The 20,034-nt window shown below is 68.9% G+C and carries 18 protein-coding genes; 7 read left to right on the forward strand and 11 right to left on the reverse strand.

Features of this window, described 5'->3' with window-relative positions:
- Nucleotide 1 precedes the first annotated feature (1 nt).
- Together AC30PD_RS05530 and AC30PD_RS05535 are read left to right on the forward strand one after the other, a co-directional pair.
- Nucleotides 2-1,000 (forward strand): LLM class flavin-dependent oxidoreductase, encoded by a 999-nt coding sequence (locus tag AC30PD_RS05530; protein ID WP_489534650.1) that lies wholly within the window; start codon nucleotides 2-4, stop codon nucleotides 998-1,000.
- Nucleotides 997-1,209: an RNA-binding S4 domain-containing protein gene (locus tag AC30PD_RS05535; protein ID WP_489534651.1), complete on the forward strand. Its 213-nt coding sequence runs from the start codon at nucleotides 997-999 to the stop codon at nucleotides 1,207-1,209. Before AC30PD_RS05530 ends, AC30PD_RS05535 begins: the two co-directional genes overlap by 4 nt.
- 4 nt (nucleotides 1,210-1,213) lie before the next feature.
- Here AC30PD_RS05535 and AC30PD_RS05540 read toward each other — a convergent pair whose 3' ends face one another.
- A complete protein-coding gene (locus AC30PD_RS05540) occupies nucleotides 1,214-1,351 on the reverse strand; it encodes a hypothetical protein (protein WP_489534652.1) in 138 nt (45 codons plus the stop codon).
- Nucleotides 1,352-1,453: 102 nt separating this feature from the next.
- Between AC30PD_RS05540 and AC30PD_RS05545 the strand changes: the two genes are divergently transcribed.
- Entirely contained in the window at nucleotides 1,454-2,200 is a 747-nt protein-coding gene (locus AC30PD_RS05545; RefSeq protein WP_489534653.1) for a 2OG-Fe dioxygenase family protein, read from the forward strand.
- An 18-nt stretch (nucleotides 2,201-2,218) separates the two neighbouring features.
- On the opposite strand, the gene AC30PD_RS05550 is transcribed toward AC30PD_RS05545, so the two are convergent.
- On the reverse strand, nucleotides 2,219-2,977 hold the full coding sequence (locus AC30PD_RS05550) for an SDR family NAD(P)-dependent oxidoreductase (protein ID WP_489534654.1): 759 nt from the start codon (nucleotides 2,975-2,977) through the stop codon (nucleotides 2,219-2,221).
- 76 nt (nucleotides 2,978-3,053) lie between these two features.
- Nucleotides 3,054-3,977: a Tim44 domain-containing protein gene (locus AC30PD_RS05555; protein WP_489534655.1), complete on the reverse strand. Its 924-nt coding sequence runs from the start codon at nucleotides 3,975-3,977 to the stop codon at nucleotides 3,054-3,056.
- Between the two features lie 475 nt (nucleotides 3,978-4,452).
- Between AC30PD_RS05555 and rsgA the strand changes: the two genes are divergently transcribed.
- On the forward strand, nucleotides 4,453-5,544 hold the full coding sequence (gene rsgA, locus AC30PD_RS05560; RefSeq protein ID WP_489534656.1) for a ribosome small subunit-dependent GTPase A: 1,092 nt from the start codon (nucleotides 4,453-4,455) through the stop codon (nucleotides 5,542-5,544).
- Between the two features lie 18 nt (nucleotides 5,545-5,562).
- Here rsgA and AC30PD_RS05565 read toward each other — a convergent pair whose 3' ends face one another.
- The 3 genes from AC30PD_RS05565 to AC30PD_RS05575 all read right to left on the reverse strand — a co-directional run bounded on the left by AC30PD_RS05565 (nucleotide 5,563) and on the right by AC30PD_RS05575 (nucleotide 8,360).
- Nucleotides 5,563-6,204: an RluA family pseudouridine synthase gene (locus tag AC30PD_RS05565; RefSeq protein WP_489534657.1), complete on the reverse strand. Its 642-nt coding sequence runs from the start codon at nucleotides 6,202-6,204 to the stop codon at nucleotides 5,563-5,565.
- A complete protein-coding gene (locus AC30PD_RS05570) occupies nucleotides 6,204-6,893 on the reverse strand; it encodes an NAD(P)H-binding protein (protein ID WP_489534658.1) in 690 nt (229 codons plus the stop codon). Before AC30PD_RS05570 ends, AC30PD_RS05565 begins: the two co-directional genes overlap by 1 nt.
- A gap of 84 nt (nucleotides 6,894-6,977) precedes the next feature.
- Entirely contained in the window at nucleotides 6,978-8,360 is a 1,383-nt protein-coding gene (locus tag AC30PD_RS05575; RefSeq protein WP_489534659.1) for a DEAD/DEAH box helicase, read from the reverse strand.
- 293 nt (nucleotides 8,361-8,653) lie between these two features.
- Here AC30PD_RS05575 and ettA point away from each other — a divergent pair, with 293 nt between their 5' ends.
- From ettA to AC30PD_RS05590, 3 genes are all read left to right on the forward strand, one after another.
- A complete protein-coding gene (gene ettA, locus AC30PD_RS05580; RefSeq protein WP_489534660.1) occupies nucleotides 8,654-10,318 on the forward strand; it encodes an energy-dependent translational throttle protein EttA in 1,665 nt (554 codons plus the stop codon).
- A gap of 19 nt (nucleotides 10,319-10,337) precedes the next feature.
- Nucleotides 10,338-12,032 carry a hypothetical protein gene (locus tag AC30PD_RS05585; RefSeq protein ID WP_489534661.1) on the forward strand — a complete coding sequence of 565 codons (1,695 nt, stop codon included), beginning with the start codon at nucleotides 10,338-10,340 and terminating at the stop codon, nucleotides 12,030-12,032.
- Nucleotides 12,033-12,163: 131 nt separating this feature from the next.
- A complete protein-coding gene (locus AC30PD_RS05590) occupies nucleotides 12,164-14,896 on the forward strand; it encodes a zinc-dependent metalloprotease (protein ID WP_489534662.1) in 2,733 nt (910 codons plus the stop codon).
- Nucleotides 14,897-14,902: 6 nt separating this feature from the next.
- On the opposite strand, the gene AC30PD_RS05595 is transcribed toward AC30PD_RS05590, so the two are convergent.
- From AC30PD_RS05595 to AC30PD_RS05615, 5 genes are all read right to left on the reverse strand, one after another.
- Entirely contained in the window at nucleotides 14,903-15,139 is a 237-nt protein-coding gene (locus AC30PD_RS05595) for a hypothetical protein (RefSeq protein WP_489534663.1), read from the reverse strand.
- A 165-nt stretch (nucleotides 15,140-15,304) separates the two neighbouring features.
- Nucleotides 15,305-16,246: an ROK family protein gene (locus tag AC30PD_RS05600; RefSeq protein ID WP_489534664.1), complete on the reverse strand. Its 942-nt coding sequence runs from the start codon at nucleotides 16,244-16,246 to the stop codon at nucleotides 15,305-15,307.
- Nucleotides 16,247-16,361: 115 nt separating this feature from the next.
- Nucleotides 16,362-16,544, reverse strand: coding sequence for a hypothetical protein (locus tag AC30PD_RS05605; protein ID WP_489534665.1), 183 nt, complete (start codon nucleotides 16,542-16,544; stop codon nucleotides 16,362-16,364).
- Between the two features lie 177 nt (nucleotides 16,545-16,721).
- Nucleotides 16,722-18,545, reverse strand: a complete 1,824-nt coding sequence (locus AC30PD_RS05610; protein ID WP_489534666.1) for an aminopeptidase P family protein — start codon at nucleotides 18,543-18,545, stop codon at nucleotides 16,722-16,724.
- 33 nt (nucleotides 18,546-18,578) lie between these two features.
- A complete protein-coding gene (locus tag AC30PD_RS05615; RefSeq protein ID WP_489534667.1) occupies nucleotides 18,579-19,934 on the reverse strand; it encodes a TAXI family TRAP transporter solute-binding subunit in 1,356 nt (451 codons plus the stop codon).
- Between the last annotated feature and the right edge of the window lie 100 nt (nucleotides 19,935-20,034).

The following is a 20,034-nucleotide window of genomic DNA, read 5'->3' on the forward strand; positions in this document are numbered from 1 at the left end:
CGTGGCTTCACTCCGACTTTCCGTTCTCGACCAATCGGTCTCGCTCGCCGGCAGCACCGAAGACGCGGCGATCCGCGACACGCTCGACCTGGCGCAGCACTGCGAGCGCCTTGGTTATGCGCGCTTCTGGGTCAGCGAACACCACGGTTTGCCGACCATCATCGGCAGTGCGCCCGAGATGTTGATGGCGGCCATCGCCGCGCGCACCACGCGCATCCGCATCGGCAGCGCCGGCGTGATGCTGCCGCACTACAGCGCGCTCAAGGTGGCCGAGCAGTTCCGCGTGCTGGAAGCGCTGGCGCCGGGCCGCATCGACCTCGGGGTGGGCCGCGCACCGGGTGGCGACATGCGCACCGCGCGCGCACTGAACCCGAACGCCCACGCCGCAGCCGACGACTTTCCGGAGCAGGTGCGTGACCTGCAGGCTTGGACCACGTTGCCTTCGCACCATGGCATCACCGCGCACCCGCGCGGGCCGCACGCACCCGAGGTCTGGATCCTCGGCAGCTCGAACTACGGCGCGCAGCTCGCGGCGCACTTCGGTTTGCCTTATGCCTTCGCCTACTTCTTCGTCGACGGGCAGGGTGCCGAAGAAGCGCTGGCGATCTACCGCCGCCTTTACCAGCCGAGCGAGCGCCACCCCGTGGCACAGCCGACGGTCTGCGTCTGGGCGTTGGTGGCCGACACGCATGAAGAAGCCTGCCACCACGCGCTCGGCCGCGAACGCTGGCGTGTCGACCGGGCGCGTGGCGTGCTCGGGCCGCTGCAGTCGCCCGACGTGATCGCGGCGCGCGGCTTCACTGCCGACGAATGGCCGACGGTCGAAGCGATGCGCGCCAAGGCCTTCGTCGGCACGGCGGCGCAGGTGGGCGAACAGTTGCGTGCGCTGGCGAGCGAACTGCAGCTCGACGAACTGGTGGTCAACACCTGGGCGCACGACCCGGCGGCGAGGCGCACTTCTTACGCGCTGCTGGCGCAAGAGTTCGGGCTGCAGGCATGACACAGGTCGACTTCGAATTGCGCGGCGAGTACATCACGCTCGACGCGCTGCTCAAGGCCACGGGCCTCGCGCCAAGTGGCGGCGTGGCGAAGCTGATGGTGGCCGACGGCCTGGTTCAGGTCGACGGCCGCGAAGAACTGCGCAAGACCTGCAAGATCCGCAGCGGCCAGGTCGTGAGCCTGCAGGGCACGCGCATCAGCGTGCGTTGAGCAGTCACTGCTTCTTGGCGGGCGGCTTGCTGGCCGCTGGCGGCTCGGGCTTGTAGTCGCCGAGCGTGGTCTTGGCCGGGCAGAACGAGAATGCAGGGCACTTCTTGCACCCGACAGCGATGGCGATGGGGCAGACGACCATGGTGTTCCTCCGGGGTCAGCACACGGTGGAGCGCAGCATACGGGTCTTCGCCGGCAAATCACAGGTGCACAACCCTGCCGCGAAGCGCGGCATGATGGCGGCATGACGACACTGCTTCTCAACCCGCCCATCACCGCGCCGCGCGATCTTCTGCAGTCGATGCGCGTGCGTGGCCACGCCGCGCTCAGCCCGAGCGGCTTGTGCGAGCTGTTGCCAGCGAGGCTGGCCGAACTCGATGCGCTGCGCCCTTCATGGGATGACTTGCCACCCGACGCCTACCTGCGCGACGGCGGCCGCTACCGGCGCCGGCGCCATTCTTGCTTCGTGGTCGAGGGTGATGCGGTGCGGCAGGTGCCGCACCGTGCGCACTGGCAGCCGCTCGAATACAACGCGCTGCACGGCGGGCTCGAGCGCTGGTTTGAACCGATGCAGGCCGATGTGATCGGGCGGCCCGTGTGGTCGCGCCTCCTGGGGGCGCTCAGCGCACAGTGCTCGGGCTGGAGCCGCGCGCAACCGTGGTTCGTCGAAGCGCATCAGTTCCGCATCGACACCACCGACGGCATCGGCCGGCCCACGCCCGAAGGTGCGCACCGCGACGGTGTCGATTTCGTGGCCGTGCTGCTCGTGGACCGGGTGCAGGTGAAGGGTGGCGAAACCCGTGTCTTCGAAGCCGACGGCCCGGCCGGCCTGCGCTTCACGATGAGCGAACCCTGGACCACGCTGCTCATCGACGACGCGCGCGTGGTGCACGAGAGCACGCCGATCCAGCCGATCGGCGAGGGCGCGCACCGCGACACGCTGGTGCTGACGTTTCGCAGCGGCGGGTTTCAGGGGCCGGCAGCGGGTTGAATCTGCGCTGAACGCCGTTCAGGCGTCGCGCACGTCGGCCACCGGGTTCGTGCCGAAGTCGGCCCGGTTCAGGAAGGCGATGATCCGCGCCGCGGCGTCGCCGGGTGACGTGAGCTGCCCGTTCTCCTTCAGGCCGATGAAGTTCGACTTGTCGGGGAACGCGGCGGGATCGGCTGCGCGCAGATGAACCTGCATGTCAGTGTCGATCACGCCGGGTGCGAGCGAGACAACGCGCGCGCCGTTCGCCTGCAAGGCTTCGTCGAGCGCCAGCACGCGGCTGTAGTGGTCGAGCCCGGCCTTGGCGGCGCTGTAGGGCGCCTGCGCCGCCATGGCGCGGCGGCCCAGGCCGGACGAGACGTTGAGCACGCGCTTCTTGGCAGCCCAGTGGCGAGTGGCGCGCAGGAACGCAGCGCACAACAACATCGGCGCTTCGAGGCCGACACGCAAGGAGGCCGACAACTCCGCGTCGGTGCAGGTGTCGACTGGCCCGATGCGCGTCAACGCCGCGGCATTGTTGATCAGCGTGGCGCTGGCGAAGCTGCCCGCGTCGAGCGCGCTGAGCCATGACTGCAAACGCGCGGCGGCTTCGATCGGCAGCGCCAGATCGGCAGCCCATTGTTCGCACACGACGCCGGCGGCCTGCGCTCGCGACGCCAGCGCCTGATTCACGTGACGCGACAGGCACAGCAGCCGATTGCCCGGCTGCAGCAGTTGTTCGGCGATGGCGGCGCCCATGCCCCGCGACGCGCCGGTGATGATGAAAAGATGCTGGGTCATGCGAGCCTTGTGGGTGAGAGAGGGCCAACAAAAAGGGGCCGAAGCCCCTGGATGTTGAAGCAGATCGGCGCGCCGATCAATGGCTTTGCTGGATGCCGGCGATGGCCCATTCGCGGCTGCCGTCGGTCGGCTTCACCATGTGCCAGATCTCGTCGAACGGGTTAGCCACACCGTCCTTGTCTTCGCGGATCAGGCCGTGGAAGCGCACGCTGACGATCTGGCGTTCGCTCTCGGTCGCGAAGTCGAGCACCTCGGCGTCGATCTTGACCACATCGGTCTGCTGCGTGCTGGCACCGCGCTCCTGCAACTCGAGGCGGATCGACGCGAACATTTCCGGCGTGGTGAAGTTGCGCAGGTCGTTCAGATCGGAAGCGTCGTTTGCCGCCTGCAGGCGAATGAAGATCATCTTCGCGATGCGCTCGAAGGCCGCAGTGTCGAAGCCTTCGGGCAGGCTCCCGGCGGTGGCCGCAGCGGCCACCGGCAGCGCGACCGGCGCAGCGGCGGCGGCCGAGCCCCAACCCGAGCCGCCCAGTGGCGCCGGCGGGTTGTTGTTGCCGGCGCCGGCACCGGCGAACTGCATGCCGTTCGGTGTGGCCATCGCCGGGCGCGCGTTGCCGCGGCCGAAGCGGGCCATCAGGAAGCGGATGGCCACGAAAGCGACCAGCCCCAACAGCACCATCATGATGATGTTGCCGAACTCGGCGCCCAAGCCCAGGTGGCTCATCAATGCAGCGATGCCCAGACCGGCGGCCAGGCCGGCGAGCGGGCCCATCCACGAGCGCTTCGGCGTGGCCGCTGCTGCGGCGGCGGGCGCTGCTGCTGCAGCAGCCGGTGCCGCTTGCGCGGGCTTGGCCGGTGTGGCGTCGGGCGTGCTGCGCGCCGGCATGCTGCGCTGCATGCCCGACGAGCCACCACCGCCCAGGCGCTTGGCTTCGCTCACCGCAGGGGCCATGCCGGCTGCGAACACGGCCATCGACAGAGCCAAGATCAAGGATTTCATTGCCACGTCCTTCTGGAGTTCAAGAGCCGAACAAACGGCGCGATCATACGAGGCGCCAAAGACCCTTTTCGAAGATGTGGCCGCGTTGCAGAAAAGCAAGTGAAGCAGCGCTCGGCCCACGGGCGGTTGACGCGGTCGCCCGCATCGCCGCATACTGCGCGCCGTTGCGAAGCGAGCCGCTTCGTTCCGACCCGATCCACGATTCGCAGGAGGTGCCCCATGAAGACATTCAACACTGCCCTCACGTCGGCCGCCGCCTGAGCCTGCGCTTTCGTACTCGTTGAACTTTCAGGTGCCTCCCCGGCACCGTGCCCCGAGTTCTTCGGGGCGCTGACCGAGCACTGATCCTTCGCACGGCTTCACGCCGCTGCCGACCTCTTTTCCCCACCACGGGCCTGACGCACACCTGCGTCCTGGCCGACCGGCGCGTGGCTGCGTGCAGCCCGCGTCTTCGGAAACGAAGGTTCACGATCACATGATCCAGATTCATTTCGAACGCCTGCGCACACTCGGCCTCACGCCGGCGCTGGCCCATCTCGCTGCCACCCTTTCACCGGAGACCCCTGACGACTCGAGACAACTGCTGCGGCTCACCGAAGTGCACCGCGAAACCGTGCGGCTGCACGATGGCGAAGAAGAACACGACGCGCGTGTGCTGCCCCGTCTCACGCGTGCGCTGGCCGATGAAGAGAGCGCGCTCGCGGTCGGCGACTGGGTGCTGGCCGAGTGCGACCTGCACGGCCAGCGCTGGGTCACGGCGCGTGTGCCGCCGCTGTCGCGCATCGTGCGGCGCGACGCCGACGGCCGGCGCCACCCGGTCGTCAGCAATGTCGACACGGCTTTGCTGGTGATGGGCCTCGACGACGACTTCAACCCGCGCCGGCTCGAGCGTTACCTGGCGCTCGTGCAGGCCAGCGACGTGCTGCCGGTTGTCGTGTTGACCAAGGCCGACGTGATCGCGCGCACCGAGGGTGCGCTCGAAGCGCGCATCGCTTCGCTGCAAGGGCGATTGCCGGCGCAGGTCGATCTGCTCGCCGTCGATGGCACCGACCCGCACACCCGGCATCGCCTGCTCGCCTACCTGGGCGCGGGCCAGACGCTGGTGGTGCTCGGTTCATCGGGGGCCGGCAAGTCGACACTCACCAACACGCTGATCGGCGCAGCGGTGCAAGACACCGGTGCGGTGCGCGAGCACGACAGCCGAGGCAAACACACCACCACCTCGCGTTCGCTGCACTGCCTGGCGGGCGGCGCCTGCGTGATCGATACGCCGGGTCTGCGCACGCTGCGGCCCGACATCGACGAGGCGGCGCTGTCGGCGACCTTCGGCGACATCGAATCGCTGGCCGCGAGCTGCCGCTTTCGTGATTGCAGGCACCACGACGAACCGGGTTGCGCCGTGCGCGAAGGCGTGGGCAGCGACCGCCTGCGCAACTACCACAAGCTCTTGCGCGAAGCGCGGCGCGACACGATGAGCGTGCTCGAACGGCAGCAGCAAGTGTCGGTATGGAAACAGCGTGGCAAGGCCTCGCGCGAACGCCAGCGCATGAAACACGGCAGCGGTTAGGAACGCGACGGCCCCGGTTCAGAAGGGCGCGGCTGACTCGAACGCCATCGGCGCGCCGCTCGTCGGGTGCACGAAGCGCAACGCGCTCGCGTGCAGCAGCAAACGCCCGGCCTGCGCTTGCACCGCGGGTGGCGCGTAGAGCGTGTCGCCGACGATCGGGTGGCCGATGCTCAGCAGGTGCACACGCAACTGGTGTGCACGACCCGTCACGGGTTCCAGCTCGACGCGTGTGGTGCCTGCGGCCTCATCGCGTGCGAGCACGCGGCAGCGCGTGAGCGACGGCTTGCCGTGCTCGTGATCGACTTTCTGCTTCGGGCGGTTCGGCCAATCGGCGATCAGCGGCAGGTTGATCTCGCTGCTGTCTGCTTCGACGCGGCCGCTCACGACCGCGGTGTAGCGCTTGTGCACCTCGCGGGCCGCGAAAGCGATGCTCAGGCTGCGCTGCGCCGCGGCACCACGCGCGAACAGCATCAGGCCCGAGGTGGCCATGTCGAGCCGGTGCACGATCAACGCGTCGCCGAACATCGCTTGCACCCGCGAGGACACGCAGTCCTGCAGGTGTTCGCCGCGGCCTGGCACCGACAACAAGCCGGCAGGTTTGATGACGACGATGCAAGCGGCATCGTCGTACACGGCCGAGAGCGAAACGTGCTCCGCCATCAGCGCGTGCGCGCCTGCATCTGCCCCGAGCCCAACATCCGCAAGCCGGGTTTGCCGGCCAGCGCGGCCGCCAGCAGAGCAGTTGCCACCGCACTCGCCTGGATCGGCCGCACGCCTTTGGGCACCATCCACATCACCGGAGAAAAGAGCCGCGTCGCCCAGACTTCGCCGCTGCGCACCGGCTGGCCGAGTGCGGCGCGGTCGCCCATCAGCAAGGAAGGCTGGGCGATGGTGACCGACTCATAACCGAGCGCGGCCACCGCGGCCTGCATGTCACCTTTCACGCGGTTGTAGAACACCCGCGAGTTCGCGTCGGCACCGAGCGCGGACACGACCGCCAGCCGCTGCGCGCCGGCGGCTCGCGCAGCGCGCGCCGTGTTGAGCACGAAGTCGAAATCGACCTGGCGAAACGCGGCTTCGGAACCCGCCACCTTGATCGTGGTGCCGAGCGCAATGTAGACGTCGTCGACCTTCGGGAACGGCTGCGGCAGGTGCGCGAAGTCGACCGTCTGGAACGTGACCTTGGGGTGGGTTTCGATGCCGCTGACGGCCCGGCGCACCAGCACGTGCACGAGCGAGTAGGCCTCGCTCTGTTCGAGCAGCGGCAGCAGCGCACGGCCGATCAGGCCGGTGGCGCCCGCCAGCAGTGCGGTGCGGGGTAGCGCTTTCGGTGCTTGTTTCGAGCCCATGCGGGCGCACTGTACCCGCCGCGCGTGCGCCGGGTTGTGTCCAATTCCTGCCGTGTGGCGCGGGGCGCCACCGGCCGGGTGAGGTCAGCGCTTGGGTTGGCCCAGGCGTGCAGGCGGGCGGCCGCTGCGTTGGCCGTCGGGGCGTGCGCCGCCCGGGCGTGCCGGCGAGCGCGAATCGTTGCCGCCACGCTGGCCACCACCACCGCCGCCGCCACCATGGCCGCCCCGGCCACCACCGCCGGCGTGATGGCGATGCCCGCCGCGGCCAGCGCCTTCGCCGATCACCATGCGGCCGAGCACGATCGGCTCGGCCTTTTCGCTGGGGTGCGGCTCGAAGCCGGGGACGATCTCTTTCGGGATCTCGCGTTTGATGAGGCGTTCGATGTCACGCAGGAAGCCGTTCTCGTCCACGCACACCAGCGACACCGCTTCGCCCTTGGCGCCGGCGCGGCCGGTGCGGCCGATGCGGTGCACATAGTCTTCGGGCACGTTGGGCAGCTCGTAGTTCACCACGTGCGGCAGCATGTCGATGTCGATGCCGCGCGCGGCGATGTCGGTCGCGACCAGCACGGTGAGGTCGCCGGTCTTGAACTCGGCCAGCGCCTTGGTGCGGGCGGTCTGGCTCTTGTTGCCGTGGATCGCCATCGCGCTGATGTTCGCCTTCAGCAGGTGTTCGACGAGCCGGTTCGCGCCGTGTTTCATGCGCGTGAAGACGAGCACCTGGTCCCAGTCGTTCTCTTTGATGAGGTGGATCAGCAGATCCTTCTTCATCTCGCGGCCGACCGGGTGCACCTTCTGGGCGATCTGGTCGTTGGTCTGGTTGCGGCGCGCCACTTCGATCAGCACCGGCTTATTCAGAAGGCGGTCGGCCAGGGCCTTGATCTCGTCGCTGAAGGTGGCGCTGAAGAGCAGGCTCTGCTTCTTCGCCGGCAGCACCGCGAGCACCTTCTTGATGTCGTGGATGAAACCCATGTCGAGCATGCGGTCGGCCTCATCCAGCACGAAGATCTCGATGTGCGAGAGGTCGAGGGTGCGCTGCTGGTGGTGGTCGAGCAAGCGGCCGGGCGTGGCCACGAGGATGTCGACGCCGCGGCGCAGCTTGTCGATCTGCGGCTGCATGCCGACGCCGCCGAACATCACCATGCTGGTGAGCTTCGAGTGCTTGCCGTAGGTGCGAACGCTTTCTTCGACCTGCGCGGCGAGTTCGCGGGTGGGGGTGAGGATCAGCGCGCGGATGGGCAGCTTGCCCTTCGCATCGCGCGCCGCGGGGTTGGCCATGAGGCGGTGCAGCATCGGCAGCACGAAGCCGGCGGTCTTGCCGGTGCCGGTTTGTGCGCCGCCCATCACGTCGCCACCGGAAAGCACGGCCGGAATGGCCTGCAACTGGATCGGCGTGGGGGTGGTGTAGCCGTATTCCGCAACGGCACGCAGCAAGGGCTCGGCGAGGCCGAGAGTGTCAAAGGACATGGGATTCCAAACGGGGAGGGGTCGGCCTGTCGCTCTTACTTCGGGCGCCAGTCGCAGGCAGAAGGAGCTTGTTCGAGCGCGGGGCTCGGGTCAGAAATGACGTCAGCGCAGTGACTGGGTGCTGGGCTGGTGGCCGCATTGTACCGGGCAAACCCTCGGGCGCCGGCCGTTCCGGGATAATCGTGCATTCCGCCCGCATCGGCCAAGCCCTGCCGCTTGCGCGATCCGCCGACATCGGGGATTGCCTGCCACCACAGGTCGGGCCACCCTCCACCCATCCACTCGAAAGAACCATGGCGCAATACGTCTTCACAATGAATCGGGTCGGCAAGATCGTGCCGCCGAAGCGTCAGATCCTGAAGGACATCTCGCTCAGCTTCTTCCCCGGCGCCAAGATCGGCGTGCTCGGCACCAACGGCTCGGGCAAGTCGACCTTGCTGAAGATCATGGCCGGCATCGACCACGACATCGAAGGCGAAGCCACGCCGATGCCCGACCTGAAGATCGGCTACTTGCCGCAAGAGCCGGTGATGAATGCCGACCAGACCGTGCGCCAGGCCGTCGAAGAAGGCATCGGCGGCGCGCTGGCAGCGAAGAAGCGCCTCGACGAGGTGTACGCCGAATACGGCGAAGAGAACGCAGACTTCGACAAGCTCGCCGCCGAGCAGGCCGAGCTCGAAGCCATCATCGCGGCCAGCGGCAGCGAGAACACCGACCAACAGCTCGAGATCGCGGCCGACGCGCTGCGCCTGCCGCCCTGGGACGCCGTTGTTGGCGTGCTCTCTGGCGGCGAAAAACGCCGTGTGGCCTTGTGCCGCCTGCTGCTCAGCAAGCCCGACATGCTGCTGCTCGACGAACCCACCAACCACCTCGACGCCGAATCGGTCGACTGGCTCGAGCAGTTTCTTCAGCGTTACCCGGGCACCGTGGTCGCGATCACCCACGACCGCTACTTCCTCGACAACGCGGCCGAGTGGATTCTCGAACTCGACCGCGGCCGTGGCATTCCGTACAAGGGCAACTACAGCACCTGGCTCGAGCAGAAGGAAGCGCGCATCGAGCAGGAGCAGAAGACCGAAGACGCACGCACCCGCGCGATGAAAAAAGAGCTCGAATGGGTGCGCGCCAACCCGAAGGGCCGCCAGGCCAAGAGCAAGGCACGTCTGGCCCGGTTCGAGGAACTGTCGGACACCGACTACCAGAAGCGCAACGAGACCAACGAGATCTTCATCCCGGTCGGCGAGCGCCTGGGCAACGAAGTGCTCGAGTTCGAGAACGTCACCAAGAGCTTCGGCGACCGCGTGCTGATCGACAACCTGAGCTTCAAGGTGCCGGCTGGCGCGATCGTGGGCATCATCGGCCCGAACGGCGCCGGCAAGTCGACGCTCTTCCGCATGATCGCCGGCAAGGAACAACCCGATTCCGGCAGCGTGAAGATCGGCCCGACGGTGCGCATGGCCTTCGTCGACCAGAGCCGCGAAGACCTGCAGGCCGACAAGACGGTGTGGCAAGACGTGTCGGGCGGGCTCGACAACATCGTCGTCGGCAAGTTCGTGATGCCGTCGCGGGCCTACATCGGGCGCTTCAACTTCAAGGGCAACGACCAGCAGAAGCTGGTCGGAAGCCTGTCGGGCGGCGAACGTGGCCGCCTGCACCTGGCCAAGACTCTGGCGCAGGGCGGCAACGTGCTGATGCTCGACGAACCGTCGAACGACCTCGACGTGGAAACGCTGCGCGCGCTCGAAGACGCGCTGCTGGAGTTTGCGGGCTCGCTGATGGTCATCAGCCACGACCGCTGGTTCCTCGACCGCATCGCCACGCACATCCTGGCCTGCGAAGGCGACTCGAAATGGGTCTTCTTCGACGGCAACTACCAGGAATACGAAGCCGACAAGAAACGCCGCTTGGGCGAAGAAGGCGCACGCCCGCACCGCCTGCGCTACAAGGCGCTGAAGTAAGCGGAGCGCTCGCCACACGATGCCGCTGCAGCCCGCCACACCGAGCCGACCGGGCGAAGCCCGGCCTGCTGGTTTGGCGCTGCAGGACTTCGAGCCGCTGTGGAAGGCCGAGCAGGTGCTGCTCGACGGGTGCCTGAGCGGCGGCATCGCCAAGGTCGGCTACCAGCGCCCGCGCGCGGCCTCGCCCGAGGTGGCCCTGCGCGCCGAATTCGTGGCTTTCCTGGCGCGTGGTGGCGCACGTGGCGCGCGCCCGCGCGGCCGGCGCATCCAGTTGATGGGGGCGTGGATCGTGGGGCGCCTCAACCTGGTCGACACGTCCGTGCCAGTGAGCCTGTGGTTCTACCGCTGCCACTTCGACACCACTTTGCTGCTCGACGCCGCGCGCATCGCCGGCAGCCTGGGCCTGCCCGACTGTTCGCTGCCGGGCCTGCGCGCTGAGGCCTGCGTGATCGTCGGCGAACTGGCGTTGAACTCAGGCTGCAGCGTGCAGGGCGAAGTGCGGCTCTCGCACGCGAAGATCCTGCGCGACTTCAACTGCGAACGTGCGCAGTTCGGTGTCGAGTCAGACCCACGGGCCACGACCACCCAGCCGCTGGTGGCCGACGGCGCGCGCATCGGCGGTGACCTCATCATCTCGGCCGGCTTCGCGGCGATCGGCGAAGTGCGGTTCGTCGGCGTCACGGTCGGTGGTGACATCCGTGCCGACAAGGCCCGGCTCACGGCCCGCATCGACAGCCAGGGCGGGCGCGGCGACGCGCTCAACCTCGACCGCGTCGTCGTGGCCGGCAACGTCTACCTCGACAGCGGCTTCTCGGCCTCGGGCCGGGTGCGCCTGCAGCGCGCGCGCATCGAGGGCAACCTCGACTGCACCGGTGCCGGTTTCGACGCCGCCGGTGACCTGGGCTGGGACCAGAACCCGGCCCTGCTGCTCGAGCGCACCCGCGTCGGCGGCGTGCTGTGCCTGCGCGAACTGCAGACGCCGCTGATCGGCGCGTCGCTCACCGGGGCCCGCGCCGGCGCGCTCGCCGACGACGCCAGCACCTGGGGCCAGCGCCTCGTGCTCGACGACTTCAAGTACCGCCGCTTCGCCCAAGGCGCGCCTGTCGACGCGGCGTTCCGGCTCGACTGGCTGGGGCGCCAGGAGCCGCTGCACCTCGACGAAGACTACCGGCCGGAACCGTGGCGGCGCCTGATCAGCGTGCTGCGCCGCACCGGCCGCGCGCATGGCGCGAGCCTGGTGTTCATGCAGCGCGAGCGCCACCTCGGGCGCATCGGGCGCATCGCTGCCGAAGTGCCGGCGGCGCTGCGCTGGCTGCCGCGTGCCTGCCACCGGCTTTACGGCGTCGTCGCCGGCTACGGTGAACGGCCGCTGCGCCTGGTCAGTGCGATGGTGCTGGTGTGGCTGCTGTGCGGTGCGGCCTACTGGGCCGCGAACGAAGAGCGCGCGATCGCCCCGACACGGACTACGGCCCGCATCGCGCCCGATTTCCACCCGTGGCTCTATTCGCTCGACCTGCTTCTGCCGATGGTCGACCTGCGCCAGGCGCGCGAATGGGCGCCGTTACCACCCGAAGCGGCGCGGCCCGACGATTTGTGGCGCAGTGTCACGCCCGCGCTGACCTGGTTCGAATCGATCTTCGGCTGGGCGGCCGCGCTGCTGCTGCTCGTGGCCGTGAGCGGCGTGACCGACCGCGACCGGCGCGTGCTGGCGTGACATTCGCGGCAGTCTGGCTCGCCGGGCACGTGTTGTAGGGCTTTGGCACGCGCCACGAGCAGCCGCTTCGACGAAACTGCAGCATCGCCAAGTCGGCGGTGCCGCTGCGCCGCCCCTGCCAGACTCAGCCCATGAGACATGCCGCCCGAATCCTGCTGATCGCCCTGATGGCCCTGCTGTCGGGTTGCGCCTCATGGCTGCCCGGCTGGGTGCGGCCGGGCGCCGTGGTGCAGGTCGGCACGGCGCCGGCGATCTCGGCGTCGGGCGTGCCGCCCGGCAGCCCGCAACCCGGCGGCCCGCCGCCGAGCAACCTGCAGCCGTTCGCGGCGGTGGTGCGCGACGCGCAGAAGATCGAAGGCCTGTTCACGCTCTACCGGCGTGAAGAGCGGGCCTTTCTCGAGCTCAAACCCGAAGACTTCGGCAAGCCGTTCTTCCTGTCGCCCAAGGTCACCACCGGCATCGGCGAGGCCTGGTTGTTCGGCGGCCTGTTCGAAGACGCGCGTCTGGTCGAGTTCCGCCGCATCAACAACCAGGTGCAACTGCTGGCGCGCAACACGCGCTACGTGGCGCCGGCCGGCACGCCCGAAGCGCGTGCCCTCACGGCGGCGTTCTCGCCGAGCCTGCTGGCCAGCGCGGCCGTGCTGAGCCAGCCGAACCCGGCGACCAAGTCGGTGCTCGTCGACCTGAACAGCCTGTTCCTGAACGACATGCTCGGGCGCGCCGCCGACCTGCAGCGCACCTACCGCCAGGGTTACGGCTTCGACCCGCGCAACTCGGCCATCACGGCCGTGCGTGGCAAGCCCGAAAGCGTGGTGATCGAGGTGCTGGCGCACTACGCCACCGGCTCCATCAGCGCGCCGCAGTTCGGCGCGCCGCCGGGCTCGCCGGTGCCGACCGTGCCGCGCAGCGTGCCCGACCCGCGCAGCCTGTTCATGACGCTGCAGTACGCGCTGACGCGTCTGCCCGACCAGCCCATGGCGGCACGGCGGCCCGACCCGCGCATCGGCCACTTCACGTCGACCTTGCAGGACTTCGGCAGCGACACGGCGCGCTCGCCCACGGTGCGCCAGATCAACCGCTGGCGGCTCGAGAAGAAAGACCCGTCGGCGGCGATGTCCGAGCCGGTCAAACCGCTCGTCTACTGGCTCGACCGCAGCATCCCGCTGCAGTACCGCGACACGATCCGCGCCGGCATCCTGGAATGGAACAAGGCCTTCGAGGCGATCGGCTTCACGAACGCGATCGAGGTCAAGGTGCAGGCCGACGATGCCGACTTCGACACCTTCGACCCGGGCTTGTCGGCAGTGCGCTGGATGAGCAACAGCGGCCCGTCGTTCGTGGCCATCGGCATGAGCCATGTCGACCCGCGCAGTGGCGAGATCCTGGCCAGCAACATCGCCATCGAGGCCTTCGCCGCGCGCAGCCGGCGCACCCAGCGCGCGCAGGTGTTGCCGCCCAGCACGATCGACTGGCGCCGCCTGCTGCAGGCGCCCGCCGACCCGGGCGAACATGCCGGGCACGAGCACCCCGACCCGAGCCGCTGCGAATACGCCGACCTGGCCGGCCAGCAACTCGCCTACGGCGTGGACGTGCTCGCTGCGCGTGGCGAGCTCGCCCCCGAAGGCCCGGAAGCGCAGCAGTTCGTGCTCGAATTCCTGAAGGAAGTGACGATGCACGAGGTCGGCCACACGCTCGGCCTGCGACACAACTTTCGTGCTTCCAAGGTCTACAGCGACGTTCAGCTTTCCGACCCCGAGTTCACGCGCCGCAACGCGCTGGCCGGCTCGGTGATGGACTACGCGCCGATCAACCTCGCCGCACCCGGCGGCCGCCCGGTCGCGCCTTTCCAGGGCGCGCTCGGCCCTTACGATCTGTGGGCCATCGAATACGCCTACAAGCCGATCGCGCTGGCCGACGAGAAGGCTGAGCTGGCGCGCATCGCCGCGCGCAGCAGCGAGCCCGAGCTTGCTTACGGCACCGACGAAGACAACTTTCTCGGCATCGACCCTGACGCGCTGCAATACGACCTGGGCAGCGACGCCGTGGCCTTCGCACGCAAGCGCCTGGCGATCGCGCGCGACCTGTTCCAGCGCCAGGAATCGCGCCTGCTCTCGCCCGATGAAGACTACGCCTCGCTGCGCCGCTCGCTCGACTTCGCGGTGGCCGACGCAGCCGGCGCGGTCGGCGTGCTGGCGCGCCAGATTGGTGGCGTGCGCACCTTGCGCGACTACCCCGGCAGCGGGCGCGACCCGCTGCAACCCGTGCCCGCTTCGGTGCAGCGTGAAGCGCTCGACGTGATGTCGCGCAGCCTGTTCGCGGCCGACAGCCTGGTGGTGTCGCCAGCCTTGCAGCGGCGCCTGGCACCCGACTTCCAGGAGCGTGGCGAGGCGTTGTACGGCGGTGAAGGCTCGGTCGCCACCGACTTTTCGCTGACGCAGCGTGTGCTCGGCCTGCAGCGAGCTTTGCTCGGCCAGCTGATGAGCGACGCCGTGGCCGCGCGCATCATCGACAGCCAGGGCAAGACCAGCCGCCGCGAAGACGCGTTTCAGCTGTCGGAGCTGTACGGCCGACTGGAGCGCGACGTCTGGAGCGAGCTGGCCAGTGGCACCGACATCGGCGCGCCGCGCCGCGAGCTGCAGCGCGAATACATCAACCGCGTGTCGGCGATGCTGCTGCGTCCCAGCCCTTCCGGCCGGGCTGACGCGCGCAGCCTGGTGCGCTCACGGGCGCAGGCCTTGTCGACCCGCATCGCGGCTGCGGCCGTGCGCCCCGGCCTCGGGGCCGATGCCCGTGCCCATCTGCGCGACTCGGCCGACACCTTGTCGCAGGCCTTGTCGGCGCGTTTGTTGCGGTCGGGCCTGTAGAGCGCTTCACTGCAGGCGTTGCGCGCCTGGCTCGGTCAGGGCCGTGCTGGCGACCGCCGAAGCGGCCTGCAGGCGGCGGCCGATCACTTCCACGCTGGGCAGTTGCACCACCGGGGCTTGCGCCGTCAGCGCGCTCTTGGAGGCGCCGGGCCGGTCCATGCCGATCAGCTCCGAACCGATGGCCAGCGTGCCGCCGATGAACAGCGCGAAGGTGAGGGCGGCGGTAAAGTAGCGGTCGATCATGGTGGGCTCCTGGGGTCGCAGCGGTGTTTGTCTGCTGCGTTGGAGTGAACTTTAGGAGCGCTGCGATCGCATCGGAAGCGGCATGCGACAGGCTGCCACTTTGGCCGGCCGAAGCGCGCCGCGCGGCGATGAACGCGCGCCGCTCAGGCGCGGATCAGGTGCCGATCAGCGCCACAGCCAGGCGGCGCCGCGCACGCCTGAAGAATCGCCGTGCCGGTTTTGCACCAGCAGGGTGTTCACGCTGTCCTTGATGCCCCCGCTGAAGACGAACGGCGCCCACAGGCGCGGCACGTTCGTGTACAGCCGCTGCAACTGGGAGACACCGCCGGCCAGCACGATCACGTCGGGGTCGAGCACGTTGATCACGTGGGCGAGGCTGCGGGCCAGGCGCCGCTCGTAGCGTTGCAAGCTGGCTTCGCAGGCCGCGTCACCCGCCGCTGCGTGCTCGCCGATCTGGCGCGCGTCGAGCGCTGCGCCGCCGAGTGCCGCGTGGTCACGTGCGAGGCCGGGGCCGCTGACCCAGGTTTCGACACAGCCGCGTTGCCCGCAATAACAGGTGAGCCCGGGGTGTTCCTGCGCGTCGGCCCACCGCAGCGGGTTGTGGCCCCATTCACCGGCCAGCCCGTTGGGGCCGGACAGCAAACGGCCGTTGACGACGATGCCGGCGCCGACACCCGTGCCCAGGATCACGCTGAACGAGACCGCCGCGCCCGCGGCCGCGCCGTCGGTGGCTTCTGAAAGCGCCAGGCAGTTGGCGTCATTGGCGAGGCGCACCGGGCGCCGCAACACATCTGCCAGATCACGCTCCAGCGCTTCGCCGTTCAGGCAGGTCGAGTTGGCGTTCTTGATGTGCCCCGAGCGTGTCAACGAGCCGGGCGTTCCGACACCGACGCTGCACTGCTGCAAACCGAGTTCGCTCTCGGCTCGCTCGACCAGTGCCGCCACGGTGGCGAGTGTGGCGCGGTAGTCGCCGGCGGGAGTGGCCACGCGCTCGCGCCAGAGGCTGGCGCCTTGGGCGTCGAGCACCACGGCTTCGATCTTGGTGCCGCCCAGGTCCACGCCGATGGCGGGCGAAGACGGGTGGGTGTGCAAAGGGGCGAGGGCCATGGGCCGAGCGTATCAGCGTGCCAGGCATAAAAAAACGCCCGAGGCCCGGAGTTCGGGAGGCCTGGGGCGTGTGAGCCGGAGTCGGGTGGCGACTCGCGGGGTATCTGCAGAGGGTTCAGTGGCGGGCCAGATCCGAACGGTGGCCGATCACGGTCACGGTCTCGAGTTGCACCACGCGCACCTGTTTGGCTTGCGGCGCGTGGCTCGCGGCGGGCTGCTGCGCGGCGGTCGCGAAGGTCAGCGTGGCGGCGGCGAGAACGGCGAAGGTGGCGGCGAAAGCGGTGAGGCGGCTGATCATGGTGGGCTCCTGAAGAAGTTCGTTGCGGGTTGGCTTGGAACGAACTCTAGGAGCGGCGACCTTCGTCGCCAAGGCACTTGCGACAGGCTGCGGCGCAGCGCGGATGAACTGCGGCGTGCGCCGATCAACGGTTGGCACGCGGCGCCTGAAACGCGGGTCGCGACGCGCTTTCCGGCCTCAGATCGCCGCGGTGCGTTCCACCAGCCAAGCCAGCGCCGGCCCGGTCACGAGCGGGCTGAGCCTCTCGCGCACCGTCGCGTGGTAGCTGTTGAGCCAGTCGATTTCGTCCTGCCGCAACAGGCTGCGCTCGATGCAGCGGGTGTCGATCGGGCACAAGGTGAGCGTCTCGAACTCGAGGAACTCTCCGAACTCGGTGCTGCCCGCCGGGCCGCTTGATGCGGCCGGCACGTTCAGCACCAGGTTCTCGATGCGGATGCCCCAGCGGCCCGGCCGGTACAGGCCCGGCTCGATGCTCGTGATCATGCCGGGCTCCATGGCCATGTTCGCGTCGGGCACGGTCTTCGAGATGCTCTGCGGGCCTTCGTGCACGTTCAGGAAGTAGCCCACGCCGTGGCCCGTGCCGTGCCCGTAGTCGAGCCCGTGTTGCCAGAGCGGCGTGCGCGCGATCGCGTCGAGCATCGGCGAGAGCGTGCCGCGCGGAAAGCGCGTGCGCGAGAGCGCCATCGTGCCCTTGAGCACCAGCGTGTAGTCACGCCGGTGTTCGGCCGTGACCTGCCCGATCGGCCACACGCGCGTGATGTCGGTCGTGCCGCCGAGGTACTGGCCGCCGGAATCGATCAGCAGCAGGCCACCTTCACCAGGCGCCACCTCGATCACCGCGTGCGATTCTGGCGTGGCGCGGTAGTGCGGCATCGCGCCGTTCGGGTTGAACGCGGCGATGGTGTTGAAGCTCAGGCCGACGAAGCCGGGGCGCCTGGCGCGCGCCGCGCTGAGCTTTTCGTCGACGGTCAGCTCGGTGATGCGCTCCTTGCCCAGAGCGGCTTCGAACCACGCGTAGAACTCGCACATGGCCGCGCCGTCTTGCGCCATGGCCTCGCGCACGAAGGCCGCTTCGTCGGCGTTCTTGCGGCTCTTGAAGAGCGTGCTCGGGTTGATCGCTTCGACCACGCGCACCTTGGCGTGGCCACGCAGCCCGAAGGTCACGCGGCGCGGGTCGATCAGCAGCACCGCATCAGTCGGCAGCGCGGCCAGGGCGGCCGCGGCCTGTGCATACGGCGCGACGTGGATCGCATCGGCTGCCAGCGTGGCCTGCAACTCGGCGCTGACCTTGTTGTCGGCGACGAAGAGTGTCACGTGGTCGGCTTCGATCAGCGCGTGCGCCAGGAACACCGGGTTGAAGCTCACGTCGGCGCCGCGCAGGTTGAACAGCCAGGCGATGTCGTCGACGGTCGAGACGAAGTGGTGGCTCGCGCCGTGCCGCGCCATCGCTTCGCGCACCTGCGCGAGCTTGGTCGCGCGGGCCAGCGGCGCTTGCGGTGCGTGGTGTTCGTAGACGGCGGCGGTCGGGAGGCCGGGGCGCTCGGTCCAGACTTCGGCGAGCGCGTCGAAGTCGGTGCGCAGCCGGATGCTGGCGCGGTCGAGCACACCCTGCAGCATCTGCGCGGCAGCCAGGCCGAGCACGTTGCCGTCGACACCCACGGTGTCGCCCGCCGACACATGGCTGGCGATCCAGTCGAGGTGGTGGGTGGCCGTGCCGGTCGGGATCTTCACCAGCTCGGTGCCGGTGCCGGCGAGCTCGGCTTCGGCCTGCACCCAGTAACGGCTGTCGGCGAACACGGCCGCGCCGTTCAGCGTGACCACCAGCGTGCCCATCGAGCCGGTGAAGCCCGAAAGCCACTGCCGCCCCTGCCAGCGCTCGGGCAGGTATTCGCTCAGGTGCGGGTCGCTCGACGGCACCAGCACGGCGGCGAGGCCCTGTTTCTTCAGCGCGTCACGGACCCGCTCGATGCGCAGGCGGAAGGGGGAGGTGCGGGTGTCCATGAGGGGTGTCCTGTCGATCCGGTGGAGGAGATTTTAGGAGTTCGCCACCAGCGGGGCGTCTGCGCCCGCCAAGCGCCGTCGCACCATCAGGATGTTGCTGCGCAGCGCGTACAACTCGTCGGCGTAGCTCAGCGGCACGCTGACATTCCCGACGCGCTCTTCGAGCACGTTCAGGTCTTGCAGCAACTCGTTGGCCGGCCGCTTGTCGATCGCGTCTTCGACTTCGCGAAGCTGCGCATACCAGCGGAAGATGCGTTTGCGGATGCGGAACTGGTACAGCGGCGGCAGCGTGCGCGACAGCGGGATCAGCGCCGCCACGATCGTGACCAGCACCGGCCACATGCGGTCGATCAGGTTGGCGAGCCAGAACGGCAGGTAACGCTGCAAGACCGGTGTGCCGAGCGAGTAGAAGCGCTGTGCTTCCTTGGCCAGCGGCTCTTCGGTGCCGGCCGCCACCGGCAGCTCGCCCTTGCGCTGAAACCAGCCGGCGCCGCCGTGCACTTGCTGCGCTGTCTGCACGAACAGCTGGATCAGCGCCGGGTGCGTTTCCTTGCGCGCCAGCAGCGTGGCGGTGGGCGCGATCAGGCGCACGTCTTGCGGCGGCATGTCACGCGCCAGGTCGACCACGCCGCGCGGCAGCGTCACCGGCGTGAGGAAGGCGAAGCGGCGCGAATAGGCGTCGGCCTGCGCAAAGTTGTAGAGCGAAATGCCGGGGGTCTGCAGCAGCATCTGCACCATCAGCGATTCTGGCGCCGAGGCGAACACCAGCGCGTCGGCCTCGCCACCCAGCAGTGCCACCACGGCGGGGGTTTGCGGCTGGCGCAGCAGCGTGAGCGAGGCGGGCTCGATGTTGTTGGCCGCGATGAGCTTGTTCACGAGGTTGGGCACGCCGCTGCCTTCGGCACCGATGTTCAGGCGCCAGCCGGGCAACTGCGACAGCGACGTGAGCGTGGGTGCCTTCAGCAGGCGCTGCGCCGCGTCGCTGCGGTAGAACAACCACACCGGCTCGTAGAACAGGCTGCCGAGGGCCACGAGGCTCGTGTCTTCTTCGTCTTGCTGTGCGCTGCGGTCGTCGGCGCCGCCTTGCACGAAGGCGATGTCGACACCCGAGGCCGGGTCGCGCAGCAACTGCAGGTTTTCGGCCGCGCCCTGGGTCGGCCGCAGCTCGACGGTGATGCCGTAGGCCTTCAGCGCCTGCACGTACTTCTTGCCGAACTCGGCGTAGGCACCCTGGTCGGCGCCGGTGGCGAGCACCACCTTCTTCGGCGGGTTCGGGTCGAGCGCCCAGTAGGCCAGCCCGAGCAGCGCGACAGCGAGCACGATGAAGGGCCCGAAGGTCACGAGCAGGTCGCGGAACGAGAGCAGGGTGTGGCGCAGTTGGTTCGGCATCGGTTCGGCAAGGTGGATCCAGCCGCACGATACCGCGCGGCCAGCGCCACGGCCACGCCGCATTTGCATCACAAGGTATGCTTTTCCGATGGACCCGAAG

The sequence above is a fragment of the Rhizobacter sp. genome (assembly GCF_032229685.1).
In the GTDB taxonomy this organism is placed as follows: Bacteria; Pseudomonadota; Gammaproteobacteria; order Burkholderiales; family Burkholderiaceae_C; genus LMDS01.